The following is a 25,536-nucleotide window of genomic DNA, read 5'->3' as shown; positions in this document are numbered from 1 at the left end:
CATCCGCTCCCGGCTTCGGCGACCAGTACCGGTTCTTCGCGAACGGGTATAGAGGGAGGGCAATTCGCCGAGGCTTCCGTCCCTGATACATGCTGCTCCAATCGACCGTAAGCCCTTGCACCCACCAGTCGAGCAGCTTCGTATACTTTCTTTTGGCAAGCCATGCATCGACCGTGTGCTGCAAATCCTCATCGGCCGTTAAGACGGCCGCTGCGCCGTCATTAAGTCTTCCCCGGCCGTAGAACAGATCCCCGGTCGTACGGTCTCCTCGCAGGTAAGCGGCCAGCTTGCTCTCAACCTCGCCTATGCTGTCTGCCAGAAGTGCGAGTCGTTCCTCCATCGCCTCCCGGCCGGTCTGCAGCGTATGGGCTATACTGGCCAAGTCGGCATCGGTGAACGCTTCTTCACGAACTGCATCCAGCAGCGCCTGTGCAAGCGCGCGCAGCCGTTCCTCGTTCTTGGCGGACAGCACGATCACCGCAGGCAGCGGATAAGCCGCCGCGGGATCCGCACCCACCTCTGCGGCAGGAATATATTCCTCCACCAGCAAATGCGCATTGGAACCGCCGGCCCCGAAGGACGATATACCCGCCCTGCGCGGATATTCCCGCACCGCGCCGGACTCACGCAGGACCGGCCGCTTCCATTCCGCCAGCTCCCGCTGTACGACGAATGGCGTTGAGGAGAAATCGATGTTCGGATTGAGCACGGAGGCATGCAGGGACGGCGCCAGCTGCCCATGCTTCAGCTGCAGCAGCACCTTCGTCAAGCCGGCAATCCCGGCCGCGCTTTCGCAATGGCCGATATTGGACTTGGCCGAGCCGATGGCGCAAAATGCCTTATCATCCGTATATGCCGAGAACGCACCCGACAAGCCCGCGATTTCTATGGGATCGCCGAGCGATGTCCCGGTACCGTGAGCCTCGATGTAACTGACCGTTCTCGGGTCGAACCCCGCCCTGCTCATCGCCTGCTTGATCACTTCAGCCTGGGCATTGGGATTCGGAACCGAGTACCCGTTCGTTTTGCCGCCGTGATTGATTGCACTTGCTTTGATCACGCCGTAAATCCGGTCCCCGTCCGCAACCGCTTCGGACAACGGCTTGAGCAGCACCGCGCCGACACCCTCCCCGGGCACGTAGCCGTCGCCGCCTTCGCCGAAGCTTTCGCAGCGGCCCTTGCTCGACACGAATTTCCCCTGCGCAAGCATCAGATATTTGTTCGGATGAAGCGACAGGTTGACACCTCCGGCAACGGCTACGCCGCACTCCCCTTGCTGGATGCTTTGGCAGGCCAGATGAATGGCGGTCAGGGACGAAGAGCACATCGTATCGACGGCTATGCTGGGCCCCTGGAAGTTGTACCAATAGGACACCCGGTTCGCAATCGAAGACGGGCTGCCGGCGTAAGCGATTCTTCTGCCCGTAAGCTGCTCCTGCGCCCCGTACAGCTGGTACTCCTCATACATGACGCCGGCATAAATACCCACCGGAATCCGGCGGTTCAGCTTCCGGTTGAACGCAACCGTTTCCCTCGTATAACCGGCGTCCTCCAGTGTATGGTAGACGCATTGCAGAAACAGCCGCTCCTGGGGATCCATTACTTCTGCCTCCAGGGGCGAAATCTGGAAGAACAACGGATCGAACTGATCCATCCCGTCCAGGAAACCTCCCCATTTGCTGTAAGTGGTGCCCAGCTTGTTCTTATCTTCGTTGAAATAAAGGGAGTGATTCCATCTTTCCGGCGGGATTTCCGTAATGCAATCCCGTCCCTGCTGCAAATTATGCCAGTATTCCGCCACATCCGGCGCTCCCGGGTAACGTCCCGCTATGCCGATAACGGCAATATCGATTGGACCGCCCTGCCCGTGCTGCCTTAATGACGGGGAAGGGGTGCCTGAAGCCGCCAACGCCGGTGAAACCCGGGAACGGGGCTGCCTCCCTGTAGAAGGCCGGATAAGCCCGGTCACCGGAGGTGCTGTCTTGGCAGCAGCTCTGTTATCGTCTGCAGATGGTCTGCCGGAGCCCAGAAGCTCCTTCAGTTTGGCTTGATGCGCCCCGAGGAAATAGTCCGTTAAGTCGGCAAGGTTCTGGTATTCAAAAAACAACGTTTTGGACAAGGGGCCGAACACTTTCTCCAGTTCTCCGGTCAGATCCATCATCATAATCGAATCGATCCCGTACTTCTCCAGCGGGATATGCTCGTCGATCCGGTGGGACGGCAGCTTGATCGCAGACGAGAGCAGCTTTTTAAAATATTGGACTGCCTGCTCCCGGAAAGCGGCCGGCAAGTCGGCAGGCGGGGAGGAAACCCCCTCCGCATGTACCGCCGGAGCCTCCAGTGGTTCAGCTTCCCTTGGAGCCGGCATACGTTCCGCCAAATGCTCAGCCAGCTGGCGAATGGTCGGATATTCAAGCAGTTCGACTGGCGTTACTTTGAACCCGACGGCCTCGCCTATGCTCACTGCGGCAGTTTGCATCTGATGCGCATCGAAGCCGAATTCGTCCCAATCGGTATCGATATGAATCTCGCTGCCGGGAACGGTGAGCAACCCGGATACGGCACGGACTGCGGCAGCGAGAATCTTTTGCTTCGTTCCGCCATCCGTATTCCGCTTCACAGGAGCTGGCGCCGGGGACGGGGTTGCCCCAACCTTTGAGCTAGCCGCCAGCTTGTGCAAGGCGCTCCGCAATTGTGCCGGCTTGCCTTGGACGACCATGACCTGGCTTCGCTCTGAAGCAAAGGCGCGATAAAAGGCGGAGAAGCCGCTGTCCGTCTGAAGCGGCACGAAGCCGAACGTATCCTGGAGCCTCTTCACCGCGCTTACGCTCACGCTCATCCCGCCGTTCTTCCAAAGCGGCCAATTGATAGACAGCGTGCGGCCCTGGCGCTGCCCGGCTGCCGCCAGCTCGCTGCGGTATGCAGCGAATGCATCCATATAGGCATTGGCTGCTGCATAATCGGCTTGACCGGCGTTCCCCATGCTGCCCGCAGTGGACGAAAACAGCACAAAAAAGTCTAGCTCGAGATGGCGGGTCGCCTCATCCAGATAGGCTAAACCGGTTACTTTAGGAGCCAGTACGTCCGCAAGCTCCTGTATACCCTTCTTCACGATCAAGCTGTCACGCACGATTCCCGCGCTGTGGATAATACCGTGCAATTTGCCAAAGCGTTCTCCGATATCCCGTATAAGGCCGAACATGGCCTGCCTGTCGTTCATATCGGCCTGCCGGTATTCTGCCCGGACGCCTGCGGCGCGAAGCTGCCGGAGCTGCTCCTCCTTATCCGCATCGAGTGGAGACCGTCCGGTCAGAACAAGCGTTGCCTGCTTGGCCTGCCGGCCTGCCTCTCTGGCGAATAGCCGGCCGAGTCCGCCTGTGCCGCCTGTAATTAAGTACACTCCATTCTCTCTCCACGGCTCAGCCGCAAGCCCGCCGGATGCTTCAAGCTCATCCCAGCGTAATACATAGCGGATGCCGTTCTGATAGCGGATTCTCGTGTCCTGCGGGCTTCCGCCGTCGTTCTGCAGTTGAATGGCGAAGTCCGGAGCACTTCTTCCTGCTCCGGCTTCCGCTTCGATCAGCTGAACGGCAAGCTTCGGATGCTCCAGGGCGGCTGTCTGCAGCATTCCTGCCAATCCAGCCAGCAGCCGCTCTTCGCCCTTGCCGGAGATGATGAGCTGCACCAGAGCCGAGCCGATGGAAGAATCGTTCGCAACGCCTTGCAGCTCGTTCAGTGCCAGCGCTGCGTACCGGCCGAAACGCAGACAGGTTTCTTCCTCCGCAGCAACCAGATTGCAAATGCGCCAGCGGCGGCTAAGCGGCCTGCCGTTCCAGCAAGTATCCAGGCTGTCTGCCAGCTCTTGCTGCCCGCACAGCATGACGAGATGAAGATCGAACGGTGCCGTTCTGCTGCCCTGATCGGATTGGCCCGCTGTTTGTTCTTCCCAGACTGGCTCAAGCAGCAGCGTTTCCGTTGAATCTTCTTCCGCCGGGTGATCCAAAGCACGAACGGAGAAACCTCTGATCTTCACGCATACGGCTCCTTGTTCATCGCATAGGTCGGCATCAAGCTTCCGAACGCCGCCGTACACCTCTCCTTCGCCTGAGCGGATGTACACCCACATCGACGAAAGACAGGGACGGATTACCTCCACGTTCTCCACGGCAAAAGGAAGAAGCGGGCGAAGGGGCGCCGGACTTTCTTCCCCGAGCAGCAGCCCGAGCGACGCCTGTAAAGCGGAATCCAGCATGCCCGGATGCAGAACGAAGGTATCGCCTGTTCCCCATGCCGGTTCGGGAAGCTTCAGCCTGGCGAGCACCTGTCCCTTGCCGATATACATCTCTTCCAATCCCCGGTGGGCCGGGCCATACCGGATTCCCATCGCTTCGAACCGCTCATAGCTTTCGGAGGCAGTTATCCGCGCTGTACCACATTGCGAGCGGATCGCATGCAAATCGATCACGCTCCGCGCTTCGGATGAAGCCTCCAGCATCAGCCGGCCTTGGCTGTGAACGGCCGCACTGTCCCCGGATTCGGCTGAGGAGCCGGTGATCTCGAAGGATACGCTGCCGTCCTCTTCCGGATACAGCGCGATATGAACGTGAACAGGCTCTTCCCCTGCGGCGAGAGGACGGGACCACGAGACATGCTGAAGCCGGATTCCTGCCGTTCCGGCCCGAAGCGATTGCTGTGCGGCAGCGTCTGCCGACTTCTCCAATGCGGCCCGGGCCATTTCGAGATAGGCCGATCCCGGCAGGAGCCGCTGGCCGTTGACGACATGATCCCTGAAGAAAAACTCGTCCCCCGTGAACACGGAGGTGAATTTCTGCCCGGCAAGATCGGACGTATTGTGCTGCAGCAAAGGATGACCCGGCGCTGCCGGACCAAGCCTGTCCGCCAAGCTTGTGCTCAATACGGGCTTGATGTCAGGAATAGCAAACCTTTCCCGGGCAAAAGGATGTGTCGGCAATCCCGCCAGCCGCTTGGCGTCCGTTTGGCGGTACTGGAGGACAGCCTGTCCCACATCGGTTCCGCCAATCCACAGCTCCGCCAATTTTTTGTATTTCCCGCCCTTCAGCAATTGCTGCAGGAATTGTCTGCCTTCCGCCGTGTCGGCGAGATCGGTGCCTTCCTTCTTGCCGGCCGCTCCGGCATAACGGCCCAGTGCCGGTGCCGGAGCAAGCCGGTGCTCCCCGGCCAGTTCCTCCAATTGCTGCGTAAGCTGGGCTACGCTGCCGGTTACGGCCGCAAGCCGGTATTCCATCGGGGTTCTGGCGGCTTGATACGTATACAGGAAGCTCCCGGTGTCCACGTCAGGGTGTGAACGTAAATACGCATGCACAGACCGGGCGTACTCCCGCAAGCTTGCCTCGCTGGCCGCAGAGAGCATGAACAAGCCTTGTTCCACGGCAGCCGGCCTGTCATCCGCCAACGGCACGGCTGCTTCATGCGCCTCAACGACGAGATGCGCGTTCGTGCCGCTGAAGCCGAACGAGCTTACCGCAGCGAGCCGCGACGATTTCGCGTTTAGCGGCCATTCCTGCAGACAGGTGTTCACGTAGAAAGGGCTGCCTGCGAAATCGATATGCTCATTCTCTTTGCGGAAGTGGATCGAAGGCGGCATCTGCATATGCTTGAAGCTAAGCAGCACTTTTATTAAGCTAAGCACGCCTGCGGCGGCGGTCGTATGCCCGATATTGCCTTTCAGCGAGCCGATGGCACAATACTGTTTGTTAGATGTAAATTTGCCGAACGCATGGCTCAGCGCATGAATTTCAACCGGGTCGCCCAGCTTCGTGGCCGTTCCGTGCGCTTCCGTATATTGAATATCCTCCACGTTGATTCCATACCGCTCATACACCGATTGCTGCAGCTTGCTCTGGGAGAGGAAGCTCGGCGCCGTAATGCCTGAAGTTTGACCGTCCTGATTGGTGCCGCTCCCGCGAATAATTCCATAGATCGAATCGTTGTCGCGCAGAGCGTCCTCAAGCCTTTTTAGAATGACGATGCCTGCGCCGTCACCGACGACGATACCGTCCGCATCGTTATCGAAGGGGCGGCACATTCCCGTAGGAGACAGCATGCCGGCATTGTTCATGAACAGAAAAGCACCGGGATGGGTATAGATCGTTATTCCGCCGGCAATGGCCAGATCGATAGCACCATTCCGCAGCTTCTCGCAAGCAAGGTCGATGGCGACCAGGGAAGAAGAGCATGCCGTGTTGACCGCAAGCGCCGGACCTTTGAGATCCAGGCAATACGCAATGCGGGCCGCCATAATACTCGTGTCGGTACCCAGCATAGTATGGCGGGAGTAATCCTGCGCGGAGGGATACCCCATCGAGCCTATGAACGTGCCGACCTGTCCGCCCTGGCGGGCATATCCGGCATCTTCCAGCGCCCGGTAGCATTCCTGCAGAACGATGCGCTGCGCCGCATCCATCGCTTCCGCTTCTTTGGGCGATATATTGAAAAACAGCGGATCAAAGTGCTCGATCCCATCCATAGCGCCATACCGGAGGGGCACAGGCGAGGAGGAATGCGCTTGGATGTAAGCGATCCACTCCGGATTGTCCATCATCCGGGTGCAGTCCTTTCCTTGCGAAACGATCTCCCAGAACTCGTCTTGATTAGCAGCCCCGGCGGTCCGGCACGACAGCCCGATGACGGCGATCCCGCCGGAGACGGACCCTGCAGGGTTCGCCTCCGGCGGCCGGGATACACTCCCCTGTTGCTGCGATTGCTGCACCTTCTCCTCGCGGGAAGGTGCACCGGCAGACATTCCGGCCGGTCCGGGAACCGGAATGAAGTCCACCTCGGGACCCGTTATTTTTGCCGCGTATTCTGATGGCACCTTCGTTACCGGCCCGGCGGACGGCAGAGCACCGCTTGCGTGCAGCTGCCCGGCGACATAAACGGCCAACGCTTCGAAATGATGGCATTCGACGAGAATGCTGGTCGGGAGTGACAAATCGAAGCGGACGTTGATTGCTTCCAGCAATTCGACCAAATTAACGGACGAGATGCCAAGCTCCTTCAGCGATTCCGCCTCCAGCAATTCTTCCCGGTCCAAACCAAGGACCTGCCCGAATACGAGCACCAAGCTTTCTCTAACAACATCCAGCCTTTCTTCAAGTGAATCCGGCCTATTCCCAGAAATCATAAGATAGCTCCCTTCAACGGTCTCTCCTGCTGCGTTATAGACGCCGGCGGATAGGTCTTCTGCCCGAGATGCTTCATTTCGTTCAGCGCTTCCGCGTACGGGGTTTTGTGCGCGATTCTGATTTCGTTGAACGATTTCAGCTCCGCTTCGGTCATCGCCGTCTCCTTACAGAGCTTGAACAGGCAGTAGCTGGTCCAGCCCCGCTCGAGCGAGATGGCGTTATTGGCATAGCTGCGCAGCGAATCACGCGCGACCGGAACTAATCCCTCCGTGTTCCGCTCGCAATCCGGATCGTACAAATAATTGGCGACCCGGGACGAAACGTCGATAATCTCCTCGATAGCCAGGCCGCAGCGCGCCAGCACGCCGGCCCATTCCGCCGCAGTCGCAATCGCAATGCCAATGTCCGCATCAACGATCGGCCCGCGCAGATTCGCGATGAAATCCATCAGCAGCACTTGGCCGTCTTCCGCCAAGGAAGCGGCAATATTCGCGAACAAGGCGGTTTTGTCCGGGATGTGGCAGCACACCTCAATCCCGATGACGAGATCGTAGCAGTCAGGGAAGCGGTCAACCGCGCTGTCCCGGTGATAAATTGCTGCACGGGAGCTTAGATTCAGCCCTTCAATCCGTTTGTTGCCCAGCTCCGCCTGTCCCTTCGAAATGGTATACCCGTGCGCCTGGATATCTGGATACAGCGAAGCGATTTGAATGACATCGGTACCATGGCCGCAGCCGATATCCAGTACGGAGCGGACACGGCGGAAATCCGCTTTATAGAACAATACCTGCCGCAGTTCGATCTGTTTATCCTTGACAAGGGCTGCTTCATCCGGATACCGCTCCGGATTCAGCAGCACCCTGCTCATCGAGAAGCCGGAAATCCGCGATTCGAACGGGCAAAACGTTAAATATTCTTCCTGAAATTCCGCCGAGCGGTCGACGGTGTTGAACGAGTACAGCTCCGCCGCCTTATTGCCGCCGTCCGGCCCCGAAGGAGGCAGGCTGACAGCCGTATGCTGAACGGATACGTTACGGTTCTCTTGCGGCCAGCATTTTCTTCTTCTGAAAGGATACCCCGGAGCTGAAACGATTCTGGCGCTTCCGGCTTCGTACAGTTCTGCCCACGGCACCTGCATCCCCCCGGCCCAAAGCGAGGCGAGCTGGAGATGGTCGCGCTCCCTCACCGCCTTACCGGCTGTCCCGGCAGTGGCGGATGCAGGCGTCTGATGTCCGTGAGTTCCCGAACTTCCGCCATAGATGGCAAGCCCGCCGGGAAGATTTGCGGCCGTTCCTTCGATATAAGCGCTTAAGCCTTGCACCAACGCTTCTTTCGATGGTGTCACAATCGCAAGACGACATTTCATCGCCTCTCTGCCCACGCTCAGCGTATAAGCCAGGTCGCGCAAAGCGACGTCAGCCGAACGGCCGCAGTCCATATAATCTGCTAATTGCCGGGCCACCGCCTGCAGGCGTTCCTCGTTCTGTGCGGACAAAATAACGGCATAAGCCGCCGGTGAAGGGCACTCCCCCTGCGGCTCCGCTAATGAAGGAATATATTCTTCTATCACGGCATGCGCGTTCGTCCCGCTAATTCCGGTCGTGGATACCGCTCCAAGTCTGGCCTGGCCTGGCCGGGATGTCCATTCCCGCACTTCCTGTGCAATATAAAACGGGCTTTCCTTGAATGAAATCAGCTCGCTCAGCGATTCAAAGCCGGACACCGGCACAATCGTCTTCCGGTGTATTGCCGTCACCATGGCGATTAGACTGACAACCCCCGAAGCGGCGAAGGTATGGCCGATCAGCGGCTTGACGGAACCGACAGCGCAGTGGCCTTTTACATCGCTAAGCTTCCGGAATGCAGACGAAAGAGCCTCCATTTCGATCGAGTCTCCGATCTTCGCGCCAACGCTGTGTGCCATCAGAAAACCGATTTGTTCGGGACGTATGCCGCTGCGTTCATAAATCTGCTTAATCAGCTGTTCCTGGCTTAACGGGTTCGGAGCGGAAATGCCATTCGTCTGGCCGTCATAATTGACACCGCTTGCTTTGATCGTGCCGTAGATGCGGTCGTTATCCGCGATTGCCTTCGACAGCGGCTTGAGCACGACAACTGCCGCCGCCTCGCCCGGAACGAGTCCGTTGGCCCTGCCGTCAAATACGCTGCATGTACCGTCCGGCGACAGCATGTTCGCTTTGCCGAGTCCGGCATACATACGGGGCGATACGGTTAGGCTGACGCCTCCCGCCACCGCCATGTCGCAGTCCCCGCTCCGCAGCGCCAGGCAGGCTTGATGCACTGCTACCAGTCCCGAGGAGCAAGAAGCCGTCAACGTGAAATTCGGCCCTTTCAAATCCAGCTTGTATGCGATCCGTGCCGACAAGGTTGCATTCTGATTGGAGCTGATCTGCCCTTCCCCTCCGGTGACATCAGCATATTGGCTCTCTTCCGCTCCCACATACACACCGCAGAGCTTGCCTCTGATCCGTTCGCCCATGTAGCCCGCATCCTCCAGAGCATGCCAGGCTTCTTCGAGGAACAGCCGCTGCTGAGGGTCCATCAGCTCCGCCTCTTTGGGCGAGATCTCGAAGAACAAAGGATCGAACCGGTCAATATCCGGAACGAACCCGCCCCATCGGGACACGCTGGTTCCCGGCTCCTTGCGGGGATCGCCGCTATATTTCCTCCAATCCCACCGTTCGGGCGGTATTTCCGAAATGGCGCTTGTTTCCGTCACAAGATTGCTCCAAAAGGTGTCAATGTCGGATGCTCCGGGGAACCTCCCGCTCATGCCGATGATCGCAACCGGCTCCGGAATACCGGCCGTTGAAGCGCCCTTCAGCACCTGCGCCGCCGGCTGCGGCGAACCGGACGATTCGGATACCAGGGCAGATTTCTGTTCACCGGAAACCTCACCGGAAACCTCACCGGACACCTCGTTGACAACAGGTTCCAGACTTGCCTGCACATCCGCTTGTTCAGCGCGCAGGTAATAGGAGCGGACAGCATTCTCATGGTCCTTAAGTAAATATTCTTTTAGCTTCTCAATCGTCGGATAGGCGTAAAATAATGAAGGCCCGAAGTCGATTTCATACTGCTTGGCCAGCAGCCTGGCGAACTGCGTGAGCGAGATGGAATCGAAGCCATAGTCTACGAGATTCTCCCCGGAATCCAGCTTGTCCAGCGGAATGCTGAGCAGGCTGCCGATATGATTCTTCAGATCGCGCTCCATGTACTCCTCCAGTCGGAGAGGACCCTGCGCATACTCCGCTGAGCTCTCTGAGCGGACGAAAGATGCAGGCACGAAGTCCGCTGAAGAGGTACCGATGCCCAGAAAGCGCCCGATTCTTCTGCTGTCCCCGGCAAGCACCAGATAGCGCCCGCCGGCCCTTGAGATGAGATCACTGAATACAGCAAGCCCTTCTTCCACTTCAAGATACCGCTGTCCGCTCGCTTTCAGATACATGCCGCTCTGCTCTTCCTCCGAGAAGCCCATACCCCCGTCTCTCCATAGAGGCCAGCCAACGGCAGCCGTATGGCCGCGCCGCAGCCCCTGCTTCCGCAGGGCGTTCCGGTAATCCGCATAAGCCATCTGGAACCGGTTGGCGGCGGCATAGTCACAGGAACCGAAGTCACCCAGTACGGCAGAGGTCGAAGAGAACAGACAGAAGAAGTCAAGCGGCTCCTCCAGCAGCAGCTCGTCCAGGGCAGCCGTGCCCTCCGTCTTCGGACGAAGCACCTGCCGGAATTCCTCCGCACTCTTCTCCATAACGCTGCGGTTCACCTGGATACCCGCAGCGTGAATAACTCCGTTAATCGGGCCGAACCGTGCTTTGGCCCGGGCGATTCCCTCCTGCATACGCGGAAGATTGCATAAGTCCGCCTGCACGTATTCGACACTGCTGCCCAGTGCCTCCAGTGCCCCGAGCTTCTTCTTAATTGTGTCATCCACAGCCGAACGGCCGGTTAGAATAAGCTGAACCCCGTGCGTCCTGGCAGCGTGCTCGGCGAACAGATAACCAAGTCCCCCACAGCCGCCTGTAATTAAATAGGTGCCCCCCTTCTTCCATACCGGCTGAACACAGACATGATCTGTTGCCCTGCGTACTGTGCAGACGTTACGCTTACCTTCAACATACAGCACATTCCGTACGCCGGAAGAGCGCAGCTCTGCGCCTATTTGCTCCAGCCAATCCTTCATGCCCGCGTCCTGCCCGTGTAATCCGGCCTCCGCCAGCCATATCCCCATAGACGTATCAGGAAGCACGTCTCCAAGCGAGCGCTGTATCCCGATCCACGATTCGGCATAGCAGCGCTCAAGCCCGTTCGCAAAGGCAGCCGCAGCTATTAATTTCCGGACCTCGAACTTCGTAGAGGCAAGTGCCTGAATGGTATGAACAAGTGCAGTCGGATCTTGAATATGCTGCGGATTTTCGAGCGGCCACATGTAGAGCACCGCATCGGCGTTACCATACTTGACGGCTATGTCACGGAAAGCTTCTGCCAAGGAGGCGCTATCATCTCCCCGGACCCTGTACGTATCCTCAAGCCGCTCGCCGCCGTCTGGTTCTTCGCTGACGAAGACGAAGCGTGCATGAGGTGAGCTAAGCCTCACCGCATTGGATAGAATCTGCTGACTCCGGCGGTCCGACAGGAAGCACACAACCGTTTCAAGCTGAACTTGCCCGGCAGCAGGCATTTCTGCCCCGGTCTCTTCCTCCCAGATTTCCTCGAAGATCATGGGTTCGTCTTGCTCCTGCGGCGCCGGGTGACGATTTGGCCGTTCGGCCTGACTGTTCTTCGGGAGTACCAGCTGCGCACCGGCTGTGTCCATGGCAAATGCCGACGGGAAGGGACTTCCCTCCATCCAATACCGCTCTCTGGCAAAAGGATAGGTCGGCAGCGATATGCGCCGCGGCTTAGCCGGCAGACCATCATAAAGCCTGCTCCAATCCAGACGAAAGCCCTTGACCCATAGGTCGAGGAGCTTGGCGAATTTGCCGTGCCGAATCCATTTGTCCACGGTTTCCTGCATATCCTCATCCGCCGTCAGCGCCGCCAGCACTTCCTGGTTCGCTTTCACATGACCGTGGTGCAGCTCTGGCTGATAGTCTTCTCCGCGCAGATATTCGTGAAGCCGCAGGTGCAGGTCGGCCATTGATACCGCTGTGAACGCTAACCGTTCCTCCATCTCCTCGCGTCCGACCTGCAGCGTATAGGCGATGTCCGCAAGATTGGCATCGGAATAGCCATTCGTTTCGGCCGCCGCAAGCAGACGCTGGACTCTCTCCTTCAGGCGGTCCCCGTTTCTCGCTGACAGCACAATCAGGAACGGACGGCCTGCCGCAGCCGCTGCGGGTCTTTCGCTCCGCACCTCCGGAACAAATTCCTCAACGATCAGATGGGCATTCGCTCCGCCTGCTCCGAAGGAGGAAATGCCCGCACGGCGCGGAAATTCCCTGCGGATGCCGCCGAGCTCCACAGTCGGCCTTTGCCATTCCGCAAGCTCCTGCTGAACGAAGAACGGAGTCTCGCCGAATGTAATATCCGGATTCGTCTCCTGTGCATGCAGAGTAGGTGCAATCTTGCGGTGCTTCAGTTGAAGCAGCACCTTAGCCAGCCCCGCCATGCCCGAAGCGCTTTCTGTATGGCCGATATTGGACTTCACCGAGCCTATGGCGCAAAACTGCTTGTCGGACGTTTCTCGTTCGTACGCTTTGGTAAGACCGGAAATTTCGATCGGATCGCCGAGCGCCGTCCCCGTGCCATGCGCCTCCACATACGTAACCGTTCGGGCCGGAACGCCTGAGCGCCGCAACGCTTCTGCGACCGCCCCGCGCTGAGCATCCGGGCTGGGAACCGTGTAGCCGTTCGTTCGTCCGCCTGCGTTCAAGGCGCTTCCCTTCAGAACGCCATAGATATGATCGCCGTCTGCGAGGGCGGCCTCCAGCGGTTTAAGCACGACTGTGCACACGGTCTCGCCATCGACGAAGCCGTCCGCTCCCGCACCGAACGCCCTGCAGGTATCGCCAGGGGAGAGCATGGTTGCCGCCGACAGCTTCAGATAATGGACCGGGTCCACGATCAGGTTAACACCGCCGACGACGGCGCATTCGCTCATCCCGCTGTAGAGGCTCTCCAGCGCCAGATGCACAGCCGTCAAGGAAGACGAACAGGCTGTATCGACCGCCATGCTTGGCCCCTGAAAGTTCAGCAGGTATGAGACCCGGTTGGCAATCGACCAGTAGCTGGCCCCTGTCGGATAATTGCCATTCATCACCCCGGCGAATACGCCGACCTTCCGGCTGGTGCTAAGACTCGCAGGCGTATAGCCCGCATCCTCTACGGAAGCGTAAGCAGATTCAAGAAACAGCCGCTCCTGAGGATCCATCTGGGCGGCTTCCTTCGGTGATATGCGGAAAAACATCGGATCAAAGGCGTCGATATCCTCAAGAAAGCCTCCCCACCGGGTATACATCGATCCGCTCTTGCCCTTCTCTTCGTTATAATAACTTCGCCAATCCCACCGCTGCGGCGGAATCTCAGAGATACAGCTTCTTCCCTGCTTCACGTTCTCCCAGAATTCGTTCACCCCGCCAGCCATCGGGAACCGGCCGGATAAACCGATGACCGCGATGTCCCGCACGTACGTTGGCTTGGATTCCGAATTTGATACCGGCCCCGGCATCGATTCAGGCTCCGTTGCCGTCCTGGAAACAAACCGGCGCTTGGTCATCAAGGATGCCGTAAGTGGACGAAGCGGCGCGGAATGCACAGAAGGCGCGGAACCGGCTCCCGGACCGGCCGCAGAAGCTCCGGGTAATCCGGCTGCCACCGCAATGCCGTTCTCCATGCCGACCAGCTTCCGCAATCCGTCCTCCTGCGTCAGAATGAAATGCTCGACCAGCGAATCAATCGTCCTGTGCTCAAAAAACAAGGTTGAGCTGACCGAAGGTAACACTCCGCGCAGCGAATCCGTCAGCTGAACGACCAGAATCGAGTCGATGCCGTAGCTTTCGAACGGTTCTGAGGCGTCGATCCGGTGATCCGGCAGCTTAAGCACGTCCCCGATCAGCCGTTTGAAATAGCTGCGGCTTCGCGCGCGCAGCTCCTCCTCCGGCACACGGGTATCCGCAGCCTCCGCAGCAGCCGCAGGTTGGTTCCTTTGGAAGCTAACGGCTTCAACTTTTGCTGCCGCATGACCCGCCTTTACTTCCTTATGAACCTTTGAACTGCCGTCCGGCTGGGCCTGGAGACGTTGCCTTGCGATTCCGTCACTGTGCGCCGCAATAATCTGCTGCCCCTTGTCATGGGCGGCACCGGCCGGGAAGATGATCTCCCCGAACCCTTCCCCGGCGAGAACAGCCTGCCACGTATCTGGAGCAAGCCCCGGACATCCCGGCGCGCGCAGCGCAGCATCTTCATACGCCCACCAGCCTTCCAGCAGACCGAAGGTGATATGGGTGAACAAATCGCTGCGTGTGATTTCGTTCAGCAGCAGAATGCCCCCGCTCCGCAGCAGCGCCTTCGCATTGCGCAGCGCCGTGCGGATATCTCTTGTCGCATGCAGAGCATTCGCCGCGATGACGACATCGTAGACGCCGGCCGCATACCCCTGCTCCTGAATGCCATTCTCGGCATTAAAGATGCCGTAAGCCAAATAAGGATAACGCGGGCCGTATTCCTTCTCTGCATGCTGAAGAAACGCCCGTGAGAGATCCGTATAGGCGTACTCCTGGATCCGGTCCCGGTAAGGCTCCAGCTTGCTCAGCACCCCGCTGCTCGTTCCTCCGGTCCCTGCGCCGATCTCCAGAATGCGGATCTTTGCGGACGGATTGTGCCTGATACGCTGCTCCACATAGGCGACAGTCGTGCCGGCCAATACGCCGTTGAAGTAATCGGCATGGGGATTGTTCTTATATATTCCTTCGACCAGATGCATGGAGGAATTCGGGAACATGACATCTGTGGCCGGCCGCTGCCCGGTTAGAATATCAGGCAGCGCGCGCAGCATCGTTTCCGCCAGGATAACCTGTGCTTCTAACCCTTCGGCGTCCAGCCATTCCTGCCTGCGGCCGCTCCACTCCTGCCAGAGTGCAGCCGTCTCCTCCTCAGGCAATTCATTCAGCGGATCGGACACTCCAGCGTGCTCCGCAAGCAGTTGTACACTCGCCTCCAGCCACTTACCGAACATCGCCTGCCGCTCCAGCCTGCCGTTAGCAAAGGGAGCAGCGGTTGTACGAAGCTGCTTGAGCAGCAGCCGCGCTATCAGCTGTTCCAGCTCTCGGGCCGCCGGGCTGCTCAGCGCTTTGGCCTGCCGGGTCTGCCCTTCCTGGATATCATCCGCCATGTGATGGAATATGCCGGCGCCCGGTGAAGCATCAACTTGTGCGGAATAGACCGAGGCTGCCTGCCGGACATCGATCATTTCCATAGCTCCGGGGTTCGCCGTCCGGACCAGTGCCATCTGATTCACCGGACCGGCCAGCAGCGACTCCAGCGCAGCCATTGCCTCCGGCGGCTCGATGGAGCCGATTCCCCTGTTAGCCATGCGCTCGCTGTATTCCCGGGATGCGACAGCTCCGACGCTTCCCCAATATCCCCAGTTCATCACCTTGACGGCACACGGCCACACTCCTGCTAAATAGCTGGCATATGCATCCTTAAAAGCGCAGCCTGCACTATAATTGCTTTGTCCTGCGGATCTTGCAAACGCATTGATGGAGGAGAAGAACAGCACGAAATCGAGCGGCTCGTCCCGGAATACTTGGCCGATCCTCACAGATACATCGACCTTGGCGGCAAGGGCCGCGTGGAAACGTTCTTCGTCCATGTTCGCAAGTAACTGATCCCGCAGCACAAGTGCCGCATGCACAATGCCGTTAATGCGGGAATAGCGCTGCTTGATCTCAAGATAAGCGCGCTGAAAAGACTGCAGGTCGGCCGCATCTGCCGCGATATATTCGGGCGCCGGACCCAGAGCCGCAAGCCGGTCGATGCCGGCTTGAATGCCGGAATCCTTCTCCCGCCTTCCAATCCATATCACATTGGCCTGGTGGGTCCGGATCATATATTCGCTCCACGCTTGGCCGATGCCGCCTGCACCTCCAATTACTACATACACGCCGCCCTCCTGGAAGAGCGTCGGTTCGGAAGCGGCTTCCTGGATCGGGACGAGCTTCTGCTTGTGCCATTCGCCCGTACGGTAGACCCAGGAATTTCCTTGCGGTTCCGCCGGCAGCCTGAACATATCATCAACAGGGAACTCCCGGCCCGCTTCCAGATCGACAGCGCGTACCTGCCAGCCCGGATATTCTTTGGCCATTGACCCTGCCAGTCCGTGAACCCCGGCATGTGCCGTCTTCAGCGGGTCACAGGAATGGATAGGCTGCGACTGCACCGTCACCAGCGTCCATTCCAGCGGCTGGCTGCCATATTTTAATTGAAGAAACGCTTTGATCAGGCGGAATACTTGCAGCACCCCGCGCTCCTGCTCCCCAATCCATGCTTCATCAGTCGGGGATTCGATCGTCGTATTCTGCGGCGCAATCCACACCACATGGCGGACCGGACCCTGCGCCTGAAGCCGCTGGGCAATCGTATCCGCCGTTTCTCCCCCCATAAGCTCCATCAGGGAAGCGCCGGCAAAGTGCTGCATCACTCGGTCACGTATCACCCCGGGTGTTCCGATCACTAATAATCCTTCCCCATCCCGTGTATTGTCCTGCCTCATTGCAGGTTTAACGGCATCCCAGACCGGCATCAGGCTTAATGTCTGCATCTGCGGCTTCGACTCGCTTGCTGCCGCTCCTTCTTCCAGCTGGCGCAGCGCTTCCGGACCGGTTTTACGAACCGTGAACCCTTTTAACCGGGCACAGACCTTCCCGTTCCGGTCGCATAAATCAATATCGAATTTGTCGGTGCTCCCGTCTGCCGGGCTTCCATCGCTGTAACGGACATGGGCAACCATCCGGGAAGCGCACGCTCCCGTCACCTCCAGCTCCTCCAAAGCAAAAGGCAGATAGAGCCCCTGGGCGTCCGCTGCCTTTCCTGCGTCAGCGTCAGCCTCAGCGAGGCGCAGTCCTGCCGACGCTTGAAGCGCCGAGTCGAGCAAGCTCGGATGCAGCATATAGGTATCCTCAGTCCCCGCCAGGAAGTCAGGCAGCGTAAGCTCGGCCAGCACTTGTCCTCGGCCGGTGTGCAGCCTCTCGATCCCCCGGTGGCCGGGCCCGTACCCGATCCCCCTCAAGCGGAAGCTTTCATACACGGTACCGGCATCGAACTGCTGCCCGCTGCAGGCCGCATAAAGGGCGTCCAGGTCTAGATGCGGTGCATCTTCTACCGCATACAGCTCTGCACGGCCGCTGCTGTAGACCGGCGCACTGCCATCTTCCCCGTTCCCGTATATGTCGAACATAATTTCATCCCGCTCACCGGGATGGAGTCCGATATGCACTTGAACGGGCTGTGTTCCCGCGATAAGCGGGCGGGGCCACGTTACGCCGGACAGCCGGATGGCTGTCGGCTCACCCGTCAAGCCTGCAGCCGCGTCTTCTACGGCAGCACGTGCCATCTCCAGGAATGCGGCGGCAGGCAGCATGGATTGCCCGTTCACCACATGATCCTCCAGATAAAATTCCGCCCCCGTAAACAAAGAAGTATACCGTTGCTCTGCCAGATCAGATGTATTTACATGCAGCAGAGGATGAAGATAAGCTTGCCCGGCACTGCCGCCGGATACATCGGCATGTTCTTGTCCGCCGGCAACCCAATACCGTTCTCTGGCGAAAGGATAGGAAGGCAGCCGCAACCGCCGCGGCAAGAAGCCAGAACCGGTGTAAAGCCGGGACCAATCCACTGCCCCGCCCCTCACCCAGAGCCCGAGGAGCTTGTTCCATTTGCCTTTTGCCATCCAATGATCCACTGCAGCAGCCATATCTTCATCTTGGGCGAGCAATGCCATCATTTCTTTATTGCGTTTGATCCCGTCCCGGTATATGTCCAGGGAGGCTGCCGCAGGGTTCTCTGCGTAAGCCGTCAGCTTCTGCACCGCATCCGCCATCGTCACCGCCGCAAGCGCCAGCCGTTCCTCCATGGCTTCGCGGCCGACTTGAAGTGTATATGCCAAATGCGGCAAATCCGTATCTGACAGTCCTTTACAGCGTATCGCCTCGACAAGCCGCTTCGCCTGCTCCCGGAGCCTCTCCTCATCTCTTGCGGATAACAGAATAAGAGCAGGATGCACCGGTGTACCCGCAGACTCCCCGTACATTGCCTCCGTCCCGGCCGGTACGTATTCCTGAATAATGATGTGGGCATTCGAGCCGCCCGCGCCGAACGATGACAGGCCCGCTGTCCGCCGGTGCTCCTTCGCCGTTCCGTCCAGGTTAAGCAGTGGTCTTGGCCATTCTGCCAGCTCCCGTTGAACGGTAAAAGGCGTATTCGTAAAATCGATATTAGGATTCAGCACTTCCGAGTGGAGCGATGGCACGAGCTGTTTATGCTGCAGCTGCAGCAGCACCTTGGTGAGTCCGGCAATGCCGGCCGCGCTTTCGGAATGGCCGATATTCGACTTGACCGACCCGATCGCACAAAATTGTTTATCCTGCGTATAGGTCCCGAAGCATTTGGCTAACCCCGCGATTTCAATCGGATCGCCCAGTGAAGTGCCCGTTCCATGCGCTTCGATATACGTGAGTTCCCGGGCATCAAGTCCCGCTTCCCTAAGCGCTTTGCCGATGACCTCCGCTTGGGCGTTCGGATTCGGGACGGTGTAGCCGTTCACCTTGCCGCCGTGATTGACGGCCGTTCCTTTAATCACGCCGTAGATCGGGTCGCCGTCGGCAATTGCCTGATCGAGCGGCTTAAGCAGCACGGCACCGACTCCCTCGCCGGGCACATAGCCGTCTCCCCCGATACCGAAGCTTTCACATCGGCCTTTGCTCGACACGAACTGGTTTTGCTCAAGCAATATATATTTGTTCGGATGAACCGATACGTTGACACCGCCGGCTACGGCCATCCTGCACTCGCCCAGCCGCAAGCTTTGGCATGCCAGATGAATCGCCGTCAGAGAGGACGAGCACATGGTGGCAACCGCCATACTCGGTCCTTGAAAATTGCAATAATACGACACCCGGTTGGCGATGGATGCCGAATTACCCGAAAGTGCCACCGCTTTTCCCTGTATCTGCTCGCGAACGCCATACAGCTGATATTCCTCGTACATGACCCCGACGTATACGCCCACACTTCCCGCATGATACGGGGCGGAGGCTCCGCCTGTCAGGCGCACATAGCCCGCATCCTCCATCGCTTCATAGACGCGCTCCAGAAAGAGCCGCTCCTGCGGATCCATCGTCTCCGCTTCGCGCGGAGAGATGTTGAAGAATAGCGGATCAAATTCGTCGACGCCATCGATAAAACCGCCCCAACGTTCAGCGTTCCGGCCTTCGCTCCCTTTGCGGTGGCGGCTGTTATCCCAGCGCGCAGCCGGAATTCCGGTAATACAATCCCTGCCGTCCTTCAGTACCTGCCAGAACTCCTCCAAGTCCCATGCTCCCGGGTAACGTCCCGACAAGCCGATAATGGCGATATCTTTTGCGGCAGCCGGCAGACCCGCAGCTTCGGCAGCGGTATCCTCGCTATTACCGCGGTGCAGTCTGCCGGATGGCCGGGAGCGGGGCGTGAGCCTCTTCACCGTGCCGTCTTTTGCAGTCTCAGCCGGAACCTTGGCGGCTGCTGTCTCCTTCAGCCCGGCCGGTTCGCCTGACAATGCGGATATCCTGCCCGGGTAAGCTTTGGTCAGATATGCCGCCAATTCCTGCAAATTCCGGTATTCGAAGAACAGAGTCTTCGGCAGTGTCCCGAATCCTTTCTCCATTTCAGCAGTCAGCTGCATCGCTACGATCGAATCCATGCCGTACTCCTCCAAGGAGGTGACGTCATCAATCCGGCTGACCGGCAGCTTGGTCACTTCGGCCAACAGCTTGGTGAGGTACCGTACTGCAAAGCCGTAAAGCACATCTATTTCGGCCAAAGTCCCGTCCGCACCGGCGTCGGTCTGTTGTTCCCATGTGGCGGACTGCTGCTTATCGATGTCCAGCATACGGGCAGCGTCTCCCTCAAGTACCAGTACATGATCCTTCTGTGCAGCCCATGCCCGGTACAATGCCCGGATGCCGGAGGCCGTCCGCAGAGGAATCAGGCCTTTGCTTCCAAGCAGTGCTGTCTCCGCTTGTGCCTCCAGCCTCATTCCGCCTTCCGCCCACAGCGGCCAGCCAACAGACAGCATCCGGCCGTTCCGCTTGCCGGACTGGTAGAGCGTATTGCGGAACCCGGCATAAGCATCCATGAAAGCGTTGGCCGCCGCATAATCCGCTTGACCGGAATTGCCAAGACTACCGGCTGCCGATGAGAAGGCGATAACAAAGTCGAGCGGAAAGCCGGTGCTGGCCTCATCCAGATGAACAAGCCCGTCCACCTTCGGTGCCAGCACCTCCTGCAGCTCCGCAGCTGTTTTGTGCATGAGCATACGGTCACGAACCAGGCCCGCGCTATGTACGATGCCGTTCAGCGTGCCATATTCGGAGCGTATGCTGTTCATTAGACTGCAAACTGCCGTAAAGTCGCTGACATCTGTCTTCACGTAACAGACGCGGGTACCGCTTCTGCGCAGCTCGTCAAGCTCCGCCTCCTTTGCCTTGTCCAGCTCGGAGCGTCCAGCCAGTATAATTGACGGAGCGTCAACAGAACGTGCAATTTCCCTGGAAATAATCAGGCCAAGCCCGCCCGCTCCGCCGGTGATTAGATAGACGCCTCCATCTTTCCAAGGCAGCGAATGAGGGGCATCTCCGCCGGAAATGTCAACCGCCTGGCGAATGGCAACATGCCGCTTCCCATGCTCGTAACGGATATGTTCGCACTCCAAATCTGTGCTGTCCTGCTTCAATTTGTACGCGAGGGAACCGGCATTGTCCCCAGGCTCCAGCTCAATCAGCTGCACGGCCAGACCGGTGTTCTCCAGCTGCATCGTTTTCAGCATCCCGAAAAGTCCGGCATACAACCGGAGCTCGCCCTGGTTCGGGACCGCGAGTTGAATAAGCAGCCTCCCCGCCGGAGAGCTTGGGCGGACGCGCTGAAGAAGCTCGAGCAGAGCGGCCGCAGCCCTGCGGTAACGGGCGGCGGTCCCCTCCCCTTCATGAGGGAATTGGACGCATTCTGCACCACCCAGATTGGCACGAAGCGCGGCTAAATCGAACGCCTCCTGTCCGCTAAGGACAACAAGATGCTTGACGTCCGGGCCGGATAAACTATGCGTGAAGGCAGCCGGCCGTTCTTCCCATTCTTTATGCAGCAGCAGAGTAGAAGCCGGTTCTGTCTTCGTCCCCGTAAGCGTTTCAAGCTCCAGCGGACGAACGGATAAGCCTTTTAGCTGAACGAGCATACTGCCCTGATCATCACAGAGGTCCAAATCATATTTGAGCAGCGGAGAGCCTGTCCCGCTTCCCGGGCTATAGCGGGTCCAGACCCACATCTGTTCCGTGCAGGCACCGTGAATAACCAGCTCTTCCAACGCGAATGGAACCAAAGGCTTGCCTGCCGCGCCCGCCGCCGGAGCAAGTCCGATGCAGGCTTGCAGCGCCGCATCCATAGAGCTCGGATGCAGGACATAGGCCTCTGTCCCTGAAGCGGCCGCTTCCGCAGGCAGCGTCAGCCGTGCAAGCACTTGGCCCTCGCCTAGCTGAAGCCTGTCCACCCCGCGGTGGGCTGGGCCGTATTCAATTCCCATCGACCGGAACAGCCCGTATAGTGCTGGCGCATCCAGACTATCCTCCGCACATTCCGAGCGAACCCGGTCCAGATCCATCCGGGCGGCTTCTACGGTGCCGGAAGCAATTACCGCAGTTCCCTGGCAGTACACAACCGGCTCCTCTCCCGGCGCATGACTAAAGATATCGAATGTAATTTCATCGTCCGTCTCAGGAAAAAGCGCGATATCGACACTTGCCGTTCCTTCGCCTGCGATGAAGGGGTTAGACCAGACAATATGCTTCAACCGGATACTGAGCGGCCCGTCCGGCATTTCGCCGGCAGACATCGCCACAGCGGCCCGGACCATTTCCAGGTATGCTGTGGCGGGAAGCATACGTTGTCCGTTCACAATATGATTTGCCAGAAAAAACTCGCTGCCGGTAAAGACCGTACGGAAGCGCTGCTCCCGGAAGTCAGAGACGTTCTCGTGGAGCAGCGGATGCAGCAAGGACGAAGCGGACAGCCTGGCACCCGCTGGATGGCCGGATACCGGTACCCAATACCGTTCTTTGGCAAAAGGGTACGATGGCAGGCTCAGGCGAAGAGGTACGGATTCACCGTACATCCTCTTCCAGTCGACTTCCCGTCCGTGGACCCATGCGGCGGCAGCGGAAGCCAAGCTTTCAGCAGCCGCCTCCGGAACGAGCCGGTCCTCAGCCGCGTCAATTTCCGACCGGCCAAGCCATACGGAGCCGGTGCTCTCTTCTCCCGCTGCCAGCAGGCGCAGCCCGGCGACAAGCTCCGGTACATCCCTCACCAGGAAGGCAGCGCGTTCTTCCATCGCCTCACGGCCGACTTGAAGCGTGTAGGCCAGCGCATGCAGATCAACGGCGCGGTAATCCGAATCCGGCTGTAAATGGCCGGCCAGCTTGCCGGCATATGCGTGAAGACGTTCCTTGTTTTTGGCGGAGAGCAGTACAAGCGCGGGACACTGGCCGTTCTCACCAAGTGGCGGATTGACCGGGACCGTGCCTGCCGCGTGAGCCGCAGGGTCGTATTCTTCAAGCAGGAGATGGGCGTTGGAGCCGGTGGCTCCAAACGAGCTGATGCCCGCCCGCAGCGGCACGCTTATCTCCTTGCCCTTATCCGTCACAATTGGCCGCTCCCATGCCGCGAGCTTCCGCTGTACATAGAAAGGAGACCGTTCAAAATCGATATATGGATTAAGCTCCTCCGCATGCAGCGAAGGCACCAGCATCCGGTGGTAAAGCTGCAAAATGACTTTGTGAAGCCCGCAAATGCCGGCAGCCGACTCTGCATGGCCGATATTCGATTTTACGGAGCCGACCGAACAGAACTGGGTATCGTTCGTATGGGAGCGGAAAGCTTTGACGAGTCCCTCCATCTCTATCGGGTCGCCCAGCGGCGTACCGGTCCCGTGAGCCTCGATATACGAAACCGACCGCGCGCCGATACCGGCCTTCTGGAGACATTCACCGATCAAATCGGCATGGGCCACAGGGTTAGGCACGGTAATGCCGCTCGCCGAGCCGCCGTGATTGATCATGCTTCCTTTCAGAACAGCATAAATATGATCACCGTCCGCAATCGCCTTGCTGAGCGGCTTGAGCAGAACGGCGCCGACTCCTTCTCCCGACACGTAGCCGTCTCCGCCGCTGCCGAACGTGCGGCAGCGCCCGTCGCTGGCCTGCATGTCCATCATGCCGTAAGTGGCATATTTGGCCGGATGGAGCGACAGATTGACGCCGCCTGCCAATGCGGCTTCGCAGTCTCCGCTCCGAATGCTCTCCATGGCCAGATGAACCGCAGTCAGCGAGGAGGAGCATACCGTATCGACGGCCATGCTGGGTCCATGAAAATTGCAAACATACGACACGCGGTTCGCTATGGGGGCATAGTTCAGCGAAAGCGGAAACGGATGCCCCTGCGCCGCCGCTTCCGCTCCGAGCAGCGCGTAATCCTTATGCATCACGCCGACAAATACCCCGACGCGGCGGCGTTGATGCGGTCCGGCCGGTACTGTCAATGAATCCGGCGTATAGCCCGCGTCCTCGATGGTCTCCCAGCAGGTTTCCAGAAACAGCCGCTCCTGAGGGTCGAGCGTCTCTGCTTCTCTCGGCGTAATTCTAAAAAATTGCGGATCGAAGCAATCCGGATCATCGATGAATCCGCCCCAGCGGGACATCGGCTTCCCCGAGGCGGAACGAAGGCCCGCCAGCCGCTCTGACTTCCAGCGGGAAGACGGAACCTCGCGGATACAATCTTTGCCGGCCGTCAGATTCGACCAGAACTGTTCCAGGTTCGCAGCGGACGGATATCGCCCGGCCATGCCGATGACCGCGATGTCATCACCTCGAGCAGACGCGTGCGCTGCCGGTTCAGCCGTACCGGAATTCACAGGCCATACGCCGCCGTCTGCAGCCGGCAGATTCGTGCTCAGCTCCGGCTCTTCCGGACGAAGCTGCTCCGGATAGGCAGCTCCCAAATACTGCGCTAAGCGTTCAACCGTCGGGTACTCGAATAGAAGCGTCGGGGAGATGTCCTTCCCGAGACTGTTCTCCACAGCCTTGGCCAGTGTAAGCATGGAGGCCGAATCAAGCCCCATTTCAAAATAGCCCGCCCGCACATCAATCTGTTTCTCGTCCCGGTTCATCCGCTCCGCAATCAGGCTGACGAGAAAACGGCGTGCGGCGGCTTCCGCGCTCTGAGCCGCTTCCGTTACGTCCGGTAAGGCTTCGTGCGGCTGCCGGGGAAGGAGCTGACCAGGGCTCTCTGCCTCCCCGCCGCGGACCAGCTTGTTCGTGAAATTCTTCAGCTCGCCGATTTGCCGGCCATCCCGGTTAAAAAACGCCAGCGTAAACGACAATAGTCCATCCCGTTGAATTATCGATGAATGCTTGACTACGGCCATACAGTTCGCTTGAATCAGCTCCGCAGCACGAAATGATTCGATGTAGACAGGCAGAAACAGCCGCCGGTCCTCCGCCAATTGCGTGAAGTGCGCCCCGGCCCCGACGCAGCTGCCGTCGAGCAGTGCCGGGTGGAACATGAAGCTATCTGCTTCCCCGAGGCTATCCTGCGGGAGATCAAGGTCCAGCAAGAGCGAATCGGCCTCGTCAAACAGTCTTCCTTCCACCTTCATGAATCCGGAATGTACAAGTCCGAGAGCCCGGCACTGCTCATAGAGCAGCGCCATATCTGTCCTGCTGCCGGCCGAAGAACGGATACGGTCCGCATCGATCGAATGTTCGAACCGCACCGGCGGGCAGCGGTGCATCTCGGCGGTCATGAAAGGCCCGGCGGACTCTTCCTCCGTCCCGATAATTTCGCCTTCCACCCGGATTTGCCATCGCCCCTTCTGCGCTTCAACACATTGAAGCCGCAGCCGGATCTCCTCGTTCTCCCGAACGGTTACGGGGCGAAAGAGGGTAACCTGGCGCAGCTCCAGCTCTGCGCAATCATATCCCTGCTCCCTGAACCATTGGTAACAGATATCAATGTAAGCCAATCCCGGCAGGATGCCGCTGCCCATCACCTGATGATGGGCCAAGATCGGATGATCGCTTTGAAACCGGAATTCTGTTGTTGTCAT

At 58.9% G+C, this 25,536-nt stretch carries 2 protein-coding genes (1 of these 2 cut by a window edge); both read right to left on the bottom strand.

Features of this window, described 5'->3' with window-relative positions; all coding sequences use genetic code 11:
• A protein-coding gene (locus tag GC101_RS35775) for an SDR family NAD(P)-dependent oxidoreductase (RefSeq protein ID WP_216626626.1) crosses the window boundary here: on the bottom strand, positions 1-7,165 show its 5' portion. Its footprint begins 6,167 nt before the window's first position; only the first 7,165 of its 13,332 coding nucleotides appear in the window; the start codon lies at positions 7,163-7,165; the stop codon falls past the left edge of the window.
• Positions 7,162-25,536, bottom strand: a complete 18,375-nt coding sequence (locus GC101_RS15945) for an SDR family NAD(P)-dependent oxidoreductase (protein ID WP_171718032.1) — start codon at positions 25,534-25,536, stop codon at positions 7,162-7,164. The genes GC101_RS35775 and GC101_RS15945 overlap by 4 nt, the downstream gene beginning before the upstream one ends.

The organism is Paenibacillus phytohabitans (assembly GCF_013141775.1).
Lineage (GTDB): Bacteria > Bacillota > Bacilli > Paenibacillales > Paenibacillaceae > Paenibacillus_AQ > Paenibacillus_AQ phytohabitans.
Note: the sequence above shows the minus strand (reverse complement) of the source record. Positions and strands in the feature narration are given on the sequence as shown.